Source organism: Clostridium sartagoforme AAU1, assembly GCF_000401215.1.
GTDB lineage: Bacteria > Bacillota > Clostridia > Clostridiales > Clostridiaceae > Clostridium > Clostridium sartagoforme.
In genome coordinates this window covers 1-8801 of sequence record NZ_ASRV01000061.1, presented here as the reverse complement: position 1 = coordinate 8801, position 8801 = coordinate 1, and the positions used below count along the sequence as shown (strand labels likewise).

The 8801-nt window shown below is 25.0% G+C and carries 9 protein-coding genes and 1 pseudogene; 9 read left to right on the top strand and 1 reads right to left on the bottom strand.

Annotation, left to right across the window (positions count from 1 at the left end; translation table 11 throughout):
- Positions 1-13 precede the first annotated feature (13 nt).
- The 4 genes from A500_RS05130 (at position 14) to A500_RS05115 (ending at position 2920) form a co-directional block, all read left to right on the top strand.
- The gene (locus A500_RS05130; RefSeq protein WP_016206522.1) at positions 14-352 is read left to right on the top strand and encodes a hypothetical protein; all 339 of its coding nucleotides are present in this window, start codon (positions 14-16) and stop codon (positions 350-352) included.
- A gap of 79 nt (positions 353-431) precedes the next feature.
- A complete protein-coding gene (locus A500_RS05125) occupies positions 432-1115 on the top strand; it encodes a putative ABC transporter permease (RefSeq protein ID WP_016206521.1) in 684 nt (227 codons plus the stop codon).
- Positions 1116-1158: 43 nt separating this feature from the next.
- Positions 1159-1572: a hypothetical protein gene (locus A500_RS05120; protein ID WP_016206520.1), complete on the top strand. Its 414-nt coding sequence runs from the start codon at positions 1159-1161 to the stop codon at positions 1570-1572.
- Between the two features lie 253 nt (positions 1573-1825).
- A complete protein-coding gene (locus A500_RS05115; RefSeq protein ID WP_016206519.1) occupies positions 1826-2920 on the top strand; it encodes a methyl-accepting chemotaxis protein in 1095 nt (364 codons plus the stop codon).
- A gap of 303 nt (positions 2921-3223) precedes the next feature.
- Here the strand turns inward: A500_RS05115 and A500_RS05110 are convergent, their stop codons facing one another.
- Positions 3224-3745 carry a J domain-containing protein gene (locus A500_RS05110; protein WP_016206518.1) on the bottom strand — a complete coding sequence of 174 codons (522 nt, stop codon included), beginning with the start codon at positions 3743-3745 and terminating at the stop codon, positions 3224-3226.
- Between the two features lie 160 nt (positions 3746-3905).
- Here A500_RS05110 and A500_RS05105 point away from each other — a divergent pair, with 160 nt between their 5' ends.
- The 5 genes and pseudogenes from A500_RS05105 to A500_RS05085 form a co-directional block, all read left to right on the top strand.
- Positions 3906-4778, top strand: a complete 873-nt coding sequence (locus A500_RS05105) for a radical SAM/SPASM domain-containing protein (RefSeq protein ID WP_016206517.1) — start codon at positions 3906-3908, stop codon at positions 4776-4778.
- 19 nt (positions 4779-4797) lie between these two features.
- Positions 4798-5772, top strand: coding sequence for an aromatic acid exporter family protein (locus tag A500_RS05100; protein ID WP_016206516.1), 975 nt, complete (start codon positions 4798-4800; stop codon positions 5770-5772).
- A gap of 69 nt (positions 5773-5841) precedes the next feature.
- Positions 5842-6624, top strand: a complete 783-nt coding sequence (locus A500_RS05095) for an ABC transporter ATP-binding protein (RefSeq protein ID WP_016206515.1) — start codon at positions 5842-5844, stop codon at positions 6622-6624.
- 4 nt (positions 6625-6628) lie between these two features.
- The gene (locus A500_RS05090; RefSeq protein WP_016206514.1) at positions 6629-8278 is read left to right on the top strand and encodes a hypothetical protein; all 1650 of its coding nucleotides are present in this window, start codon (positions 6629-6631) and stop codon (positions 8276-8278) included.
- A 170-nt stretch (positions 8279-8448) separates the two neighbouring features.
- A pseudogene (locus tag A500_RS05085) lies at positions 8449-8745 on the top strand (NAD(P)/FAD-dependent oxidoreductase); the annotation flags it as partial.
- Between the last annotated feature and the right edge of the window lie 56 nt (positions 8746-8801).

Here is an 8801-nt window from a genome sequence, read left to right as displayed (position 1 = left end):
GAGGTGAGTAATAATGAAAAATAGAATACCAAAAGATTATATTATAAGAATAACTAAAGCATCAACTTATTTCATTTTTAGAAATGGACCAATTAAAAGACTTTATGAAGAAGGAAAATTAAAAGATTCAGATGTTAAGGAAATGCAAAAATATATGCAAAATCATTTATCATATCTTTACAATGTTTTACTAGAGGAAAATGATTTAAAAAAGTTTGATCTAATAGTAGCTACTATGGACAAGTTCTATATAAATGATAATGAAGAAATACAATTAGAAGATGATGGTTTTAATAATTTTTATAATAAATTATTTAATGAAGTAATAGAAACTATAAATATAAAAAAGTAACAAAGGATATGTAGATATAAGAAACTAAAGATTTATAAATAGTAGTATAATATAGTAATAATTTCCGAGGAGGATCTTTATGGGTTTTTTAAATATTGCACTATATTTTAGTATATACAGTTTCTTAGGATGGATATGTGAAGTTTTTTATTGTTCAGTACCAGTTAAAAAATTTATAAATCGAGGTTTTTTAAAAGGGCCAGTTTGTCCAGTTTATGGTTTTGGGGCATTATTTGTATTATATATAATGAATTGGACCAATGTTAATTCAGCAATTTTAATATTTATTCTTGGAGGTGTAATTGCTTCAATCATTGAATTTATTGCAGATATATTGTTAGAATATGTTTTTCATACAAGGCTCTGGAATTATTCTAATAGAAAATTTAATATAAAAGGAAGAGTTTGTTTATTTAATTCAACACTATTTGCAACATTATCAGTTATGTTAATTAAATTAATACATCCAATTGTAAAAAATATTATAAATAGATTAAATATGATTACTATAGTAATCATAGCAATTTTATGTATTGTTATCTTATTAATGGATATAATTATATCAGTTAAAGGCATAATTAACTTAAATAATATCCTTAGAAATATGAATATTTTCAAGGATATTAAGAAGGAGTTTAAGTTAAATAAACAGAGAAGATTTATTGAAGCCTTTCCTCAATTAGAGCATAAAAAATATATGGCTGAGCTTAAAAGATTTAAAGAGTTACTTAAAGATTTAAGACAAAAAAATAAGCATGAATAATTTTCGAAAACATGCAAAGATTTAATACTATGGAGGTGTAATTATGTATATTGCATTTGGAAGAAAAGTAGTTGATACAGAAGAAGTAAAAAATGAAATTGAAAATAACACAGAATTTAAAGTTATTAAAGACATGAGTAAGGGAACTAAAAGAGAAGATATGCTAGCATTTAATCTAAGCATAGGTATAGATATTTTAAATGGAATTATAGAAGATGATTATAGTATAGACAATTTAAGTGAGGATGAACTTTTTGATGAATATATAAGTTTATCAGAAGAATTAGCTACTGACATGGAAGATATCCTGCCAGATGAATCAATAATGGATATAAAGGCATATAAATGGGATATATCAGATAATGATATAAAACTTGTAATTGCTATAACTCACGAAGAGATTGGAGAAGGAAAGCTAAAGGATGTAATGAGAAGGCTAATAACTCAATTAGAGTAAAATAAAAATGATATTAACCTTATAGGTAAGTCACCATATTTAGACTATGGTGACTTTTTAGTTTAAGCTATGATTTTGAAAAAACAGAAGAATTTTATTATTATTTTACTTACCCATAATATTATATGATTAATAATATTAGTATAATTAAATAAATATACTATAATTTTAATTAAAGTAGTAAAAAAGATTAACATAATATGGTATAATTAAATCGCTATATAGAAATTTAATTAAATAAGGGGATGAGGTTATGGGAGTAAAAAAATTTACTAGCAAACTAGTTATGTATTTTATAGGAATAGTCATTTTACAACTAACTATGATATCGTTAACAGTGTATTATTTTGTCAATAGATCATTAGCGAAAATAGGTATAACAGTTGGAAATAAGGATTTATTAAAAGAATTAAAAGGATTAGCTTTTTCCTTGACAATATCTTCAGTGTTAATACTTATAGTAAGTATTATAATAATATTACTAGTTACAAAAGCTATTAGCAAAATACTTAAGTTGATAACAACTAGCATGAATGATTTTTCAAATGGTAATTTGAAAATGAGTTTTCATGAAAAGCATTTAAATAGAAATGATGAAATAGGAGATATATGTAAAGCTATTGAAAATACTAAAACTGAAGTAAATAATATGATAGGTGGTGTAATAAATTTATCTAATGATACTTTAGAAGATTCTGCTACCTTAGCTTATGTTTCAGAGGAGCTTAGTCAATCAGCAGAAAACATATATTTATCAATAAATGAGGTGGCAAATGGAACAAATAAGCAGTCTAACGAATTGTTACATATAGTTAGCATTGTTAATAAACTTGGAGAGAGTATTAAGGAAACAGAAGGTAATATTAAAAATATAAAAATTGTTTCTAAAGGAATAGATAAAGATTCAGAAAAAAGTAACACAGATATGAAAAACTTAATTGAGTCTATTAATTCTTTTGATAAGAAATTTACAGCATTTATTGAAAGTATAAAAAATATGAATAATGACATAGAGACAGTTAGAAATATATCTGTATTAATAGATGAAATAGCAGACCAGACCAATCTTTTAGCATTAAATGCAGCAATCGAAGCAGCAAGAGTTGGAGAAGCAGGAAAAGGGTTTGCAGTTGTGGCGGAAGAGGTGAAATCATTAGCAGAAACATCTAAGGAAGCATCAAATAATATCTATAATATATTAAATAATATATTTAATAGTGTAAAAATAATATCAGCTGAAACAGAAGAGATGGGAAAGGGATTAGATAACCAAAAAATGTTGTTGAATCAACAATTACATCTTTTAATAATATATCTAATTCTGTTAAGAGTATTAGTCCTAAAATAAAAGATATTAATAATTCTTTTACTAAGATAGAAGAGGATAAAGCTATTCTTTTAGAAACTGTCCAAGAAGTTTCAGCGTTATCAGAAGAAATAGCAGCATCAGCAGAAGAAATATCAGCATCTTCTGAAGATCTTAAAAAGCATACTAAATTAGTAGCTTCGAGTTCTAATAATTTAGCTAATAAGACAGCTAATATGAATGAGCTTCTTGATAAATTTAATATTTATCAAGAATAGTCTTAAAATAGTTTATAAAAATAAGGGATGGTAAATAATTCAAATTATCATCCCGTTTTTTATAATATTAGCACATTCCGCCTCCAGCGCCACCCATATTGCCACCACCACAGGCATTCATATTATTTTGAGGAGCACCTTGAGGATTATTTTGCTTATAATAATTTATTATCTCATGGGAACGAGTTTTTAATGTATTTAAAGTTTTAGCATATTCATCATTACTAGGGTCAAGTTCATTTGCAGTTACTATGTGCTGAACCCCCATATCAAACCATCCTTTTTTAAAATATACAAACCCCTTTAAATAATTCCATTCAGCAGAATTTTTTAGATCCAAAACATTTAATTTGCTTTCAGCAATAGGAATATTATTATTATCTATAAGTGTACGAATCTCTTGATATATAGCTCCATTAACTAATACATCATAGGCCATATTAGCTTCAAAAAGCACTTCTTCAGCAAGGGGACGAGAATCAAAATCTGAATTATTAGAACTGTACTCATCTAATATGTTCTTATAAGCTCTTTTAATTTCTTCAGTGGAGGAAGTAGGCGTAACTCCTAAAATTTTATATGGGTCCAAAATAATTTCACATCCTTCATATTTATATACCTATTATAAATATATAGGAAATCATTTAATTATGTTACAATTTAAGTTCGTCATAAAATTTAAATATGTTTGGAAAGAAGACAATAATATGATAAATTATTTTTATAGTATATAGAAAAGGGGAAAGTAAATGACAAGATTCAAGAAAATATATATAGAAACAACTAACATTTGTAATTTAAGTTGCAATTTTTGTCCAAAAACAAGTAGAAAATTAGGATTTATGAGTATAGAAGATTTTAAAATAATAGTAGATAAAATAAAGGGATACACTAATCATATTTATTTTCATTTAATGGGTGAGCCATTTCTAAATAATAATTTAGAAATATTTCTTAATATTGCAAAAGAAGAAAATTTAAATATAAATATAACAACAAATGGAACATTAATAAGAAAAGTTAAGGATATATTAATATCATCAAATGCAGTAAGACAAGTAAATTTTTCATTACATAGTTTTGAAGCCAATAATAATGGAGAATTTTATAAATATATTAATGATATATTGGATTTTATTAATGTATCTACAGTAGAAAGTGATACTATATGCTCACTTAGGCTTTGGAATATAGATACAGAAGAACTAAAAGCAAATAATGATTTAAACTTACAGATAGTAAGATTAATTGAAGATAAGCTTAATCTAAATTTTGACTTATTTTCAGCATTAAAAGAAAAAAGAAATTTAAAATTAAAAGATAAAGTGTATTTAAATATGGCAGAAAAATTTATGTGGCCAGATGCAAATTTATCTTTAATAAGTGAAGAAGTATTTTGCTATGGATTAAGAGACCAAATTGGTATATTAGTTGATGGAACTGTAGTTCCTTGTTGTTTAGATAGTGAAGGAAATATACCTTTAGGAAATATATTAAAAGATAACTTAGAAGATATAATTAATTCAGAAAGAGCCCAAAAAATATATAATGGATTTTCAAGAAGACGTGCTGTGGAAGACTTATGTAAAAGATGTGGTTATGCAAAAAGAAGTTTTAAGTAAATGTAGGTAGGAGGTAAAAATGAAATATATAAATAATCTGGCAGTGAAGATGTCTATATCAGCAGCAGTAACTTTAATATTTGCGAATATGTTAAATTTACAGTTTTCAACAGTAGCAGCAGTTATAGCGATTTTGAGTATTCAAGATACTAGAAGAAAAGCATTAATAGTAGGTAAAAATAGAGTGGCTGCTTGTATTTTAGCTATTATATTATCTTTTTTAATATATAAGATTATTGGGCAAAATGCTATTACTTTTGCAATATTCCTTCTAATTTTTATACCATTAACATCAAAATTAAATATATCAGAAGGAATGGTACCGGCAGTTGTATTATCCACACATTTGCTTATTGCAAATCCAATAAACCTATATTGGATAATAAATGAAACTTTACTAATGATAATTGGAATTGGTATAGCATCTATAGCTAATTTATTTATGCCTTCTCTTCAACATAAATTTAATGTAGATAAGGAATATATAGAAGATAGTTATAAAGTTATTTTATCTAAGATGGCGAAATCCCTTGTTACTTATACGGTGGATATCGATGAAGAAATAATAATGAATGCTTTGGAAAAAAGGATAAATGAAAGTTGTGAAAGAGCTTATAAAATAGTGAATAATAGCTTTTTTAAAAGTGAATCTTATTATACTGATTATATGAATATGAGAAAAAACCAATTTGATATCATAAAAAAGCTTAGAACTCACTTTGAAAAGTTTTATATGTCATTTGAACAAACATATATGATATCTAGTTTTACACAAAAAGTAGCCAATCAAATAGAAGAGGCAAATGATTGTGAAGAATTGCTTGATGAATTAGAAATATTAAAAAATGACTTTAAAAAGATGTCTCTACCTAAAACAAGAGAAGAGTTTGAAAATAGAGCACAACTTTTACAATTTTTAAATGATATGGAAGATTTATTGAATATGAAGAGAAGTTTTATATTAAATTATAGAAAATATAATAATCAAAAATAAAAGCCAACCTTTAGAAAAAATTTACAAAAGATTAAATATATTGTAAAATTATCTAAGGGGGATGATTTTATGTATGATGATATAGTATTAGAATTAATAAATTTAAAAAAGAGTTTTGGAGAAAAAGATGTTTTAAAAGAAATAAATCTTAAAATAAATAAAGGTAGCATAATAGGATATATAGGGCCAAATGGTGCAGGAAAAAGTACTACTGTAAAGTTAATTATGGGATTACTTACAGGATATACTGGAGAAATTAAAATTTTTGGTGAAGATATTTCAAAAATAGATGATAATTATAAAAGAAAAATAGGATACGTTCCTGAGGTTCCAGAAATATATGATAGTTTAACAGGAAAAGAATACCTTACATTTATAGCTCAATTATATGGAATAGATTATGAAAAAGCAGATAGTAAGGCAAGAAAGTTAATGAATATAATGGGAATTGAGGAGGTTTATGAACAAAGAATTTCATCATATTCGAAAGGGATGAAACAAAAACTTATACTTATTTCAAGTCTAATACATGATCCAGAAATGTTATTTTTAGATGAGCCTTTAAGTGGACTTGATGCAAATAGTGTAATTATTATAAAAGAAATTCTATCTCACCTTGCAAAGGAAGGAAAAACAATATTTTATTCATCTCATATAATGGAAGTAGTTGAAAAAATAAGTGATAGGATAATTTTAATAAATAATGGAGAGATTGTTGCAGATGGAAATTTCGAGGAATTAAAGAATAGTCATAAAGGCAGTTCTCTTGAAAATATTTTTAATGAAATTACAGGATTTAACCAATATAAAGAACTTGCTGAAAATTTTATATCTGTAATTAAAGAGGTATAAGATTATGAAGGATTTTAAGGTTTTAAAAATATTGGATAAGTTACGATTCTTTTATGAAAAATCAGGAGTAGATTATGATATATTAAGACTAATTATTAATACTAAATTAACTATGGATGGAAGACGAAAAGCAACAGTTTTTAATAATGAAAGAAAAAAGAAAAAAGGCGAATCAAATGAATTTTATAAATCATTAATATTATATGCATTTATAGGAATATTTTTTGGATTAACACTTATATTTAGGATTAATATGATGTATCAGATGTCTATATATTTTGCAGCAATAATGTTTATGATATTAACTGTATTTATATCAGATTTTTCTTATGTTATATTGGATGTGAAGGACAAAAGCATTATCTATACCAAGGGTATAGATAGTAAAACTATAAATGCAGCTAAAATTACGCATGTTTGTATTTATATAATTTATTTAACATTATCATTAGTAGGATTTTCCTTTTTATTATCATTTAAATATGGAATAGCATTCTTCTTAATATTTTTAATAGAAATAATACTTATAGATGTATTTATGATTATGATAACAGCATTACTATATCTTTTAGTGCTTAAATTCTTTGATGGAGAAAAGTTAAAAGATATGATAAATTATGTACAAACTATACTTAGTATATTTATGGTTATAATATATCAAATTTTACCCAGAATATTTCAATTTATTGATTTAGATAAGATTGTTTATACTTATAAATCTTGGCATATACTGGTGCCGCCTATGTGGTTTGCAGCACCATTATCTATTATAGATGGAGAAGGAATAACGGTATATAAAATAATAATGAGTATTCTATCCCTGATAATCCCTATAATTTCTTTAATTGTATATTTGAAATTAACACCTACATTTGAAAAGTATTTACAAAAATTAAATAATAATAACGAAAAGTCAAAAGAAAAAAATAAGCTTATACTTAAGATTAGCAAATTAGTTTGTAAAGATAAAATAGAAAGGGCTTTCTTTAAGTTTTCAGTGCAAATAATTAACTCAGAGAGAGAATTTAAGCTTAAGGTATACCCTAATATTGCCTTGGGAATAATTTTACCATTTATATTTATGTTAGTTGGATTTAGAGGAGGAAGTATTAGTAGTATAAGAAATAATTTAGTTAATTCAAGCTTATATCTTTCAATTTATGCTTTCACTTTGATAATTCCTAATATAGTAGTAATGCTTAAATACTCTGAAAAGTATAGCGGCGCATGGATTTATGAGGTAGCTCCAATTAAAAATATATCATCAATATACAAAGGTGTTATAAAAGGTATGTTTTTTAAACTTGTAATACCACCATATATACTTATATCAATATTATTTATAATTATATATTCAGAAGGAGTTATAAAACATCTTATAATAGTATTGTTATCAATTATATTGATAACAATATTAAATTTTTTAATCAGCAGTAAGTCATATCCATTTTCAGAGAAATTTGAAGGAACTAATAATGGTTCAAGCGTTGGAATTGCTATATTATCTATAGTATTTATATTAGTAGCATTAATGCTTCATATTTTATCAAATTTCTTTAATATAGGAATATATATATATGGATTAGTGTTATTGATTATAGACGTCATATTATGGAACACAGCCTTTAATATTCCTAAGAATAAATTAACGTAATATGTTTTACAATATTAAAATCACTTAGTTTATGATAGTTCTCTTTATTATTATAAAGTTAAAATAATAAAACTTTTTAAATAAGAGAACAATTTATAGCTAAGTGATTTTATTTAATATTTAGTATATAATATATTTTAAATATTAAATAAAATTATAGGAGATTGATTATGGCAAAAGTTATAGTTATAGGAGCTGGACCAGCTGGGATAATGGCAGCGTTATCAGCGTCTAAAAGTAATAAAGTTACTTTAATTGAGAGAAATAATGAGATAGGGAAAAAGTTAAAGCTTACTGGTGGAGGGCGATGTAATATAACTAATAATAGAGATATAGAAGAATTCTTTGAAAAAATAGTAACAAATAAAAAGTTTTTATATAGTGCATTTTATACTTTTTCAAATATTAATTTACTTGAGTATCTTTCTAATAACGGATTAGAATACAAAATTGAATATGATAGAAAAGGTAATTTATACTAGGTGTGGTCGGCGTCTCTCACGGACGACACGAGGGGAGTAGG

What these genes read in the sequence shown, in the direction of transcription:
- A500_RS05130 (WP_016206522.1), top strand. Translation starts at nt 14, where the DNA reads ATGAAAAATAGAATACCAAAAGATTATATTATAAGAATAACTAAAGCA.
- A500_RS05125 (WP_016206521.1), top strand. Translation starts at nt 432, where the DNA reads ATGGGTTTTTTAAATATTGCACTATATTTTAGTATATACAGTTTCTTA.
- A500_RS05120 (WP_016206520.1), top strand. Translation starts at nt 1,159, where the DNA reads ATGTATATTGCATTTGGAAGAAAAGTAGTTGATACAGAAGAAGTAAAA.
- A500_RS05115 (WP_016206519.1), top strand. Translation starts at nt 1,826, where the DNA reads ATGGGAGTAAAAAAATTTACTAGCAAACTAGTTATGTATTTTATAGGA.
- A500_RS05105 (WP_016206517.1), top strand. Translation starts at nt 3,906, where the DNA reads ATGACAAGATTCAAGAAAATATATATAGAAACAACTAACATTTGTAAT.
- A500_RS05100 (WP_016206516.1), top strand. Translation starts at nt 4,798, where the DNA reads ATGAAATATATAAATAATCTGGCAGTGAAGATGTCTATATCAGCAGCA.
- A500_RS05095 (WP_016206515.1), top strand. Translation starts at nt 5,842, where the DNA reads ATGTATGATGATATAGTATTAGAATTAATAAATTTAAAAAAGAGTTTT.
- A500_RS05090 (WP_016206514.1), top strand. Translation starts at nt 6,629, where the DNA reads ATGAAGGATTTTAAGGTTTTAAAAATATTGGATAAGTTACGATTCTTT.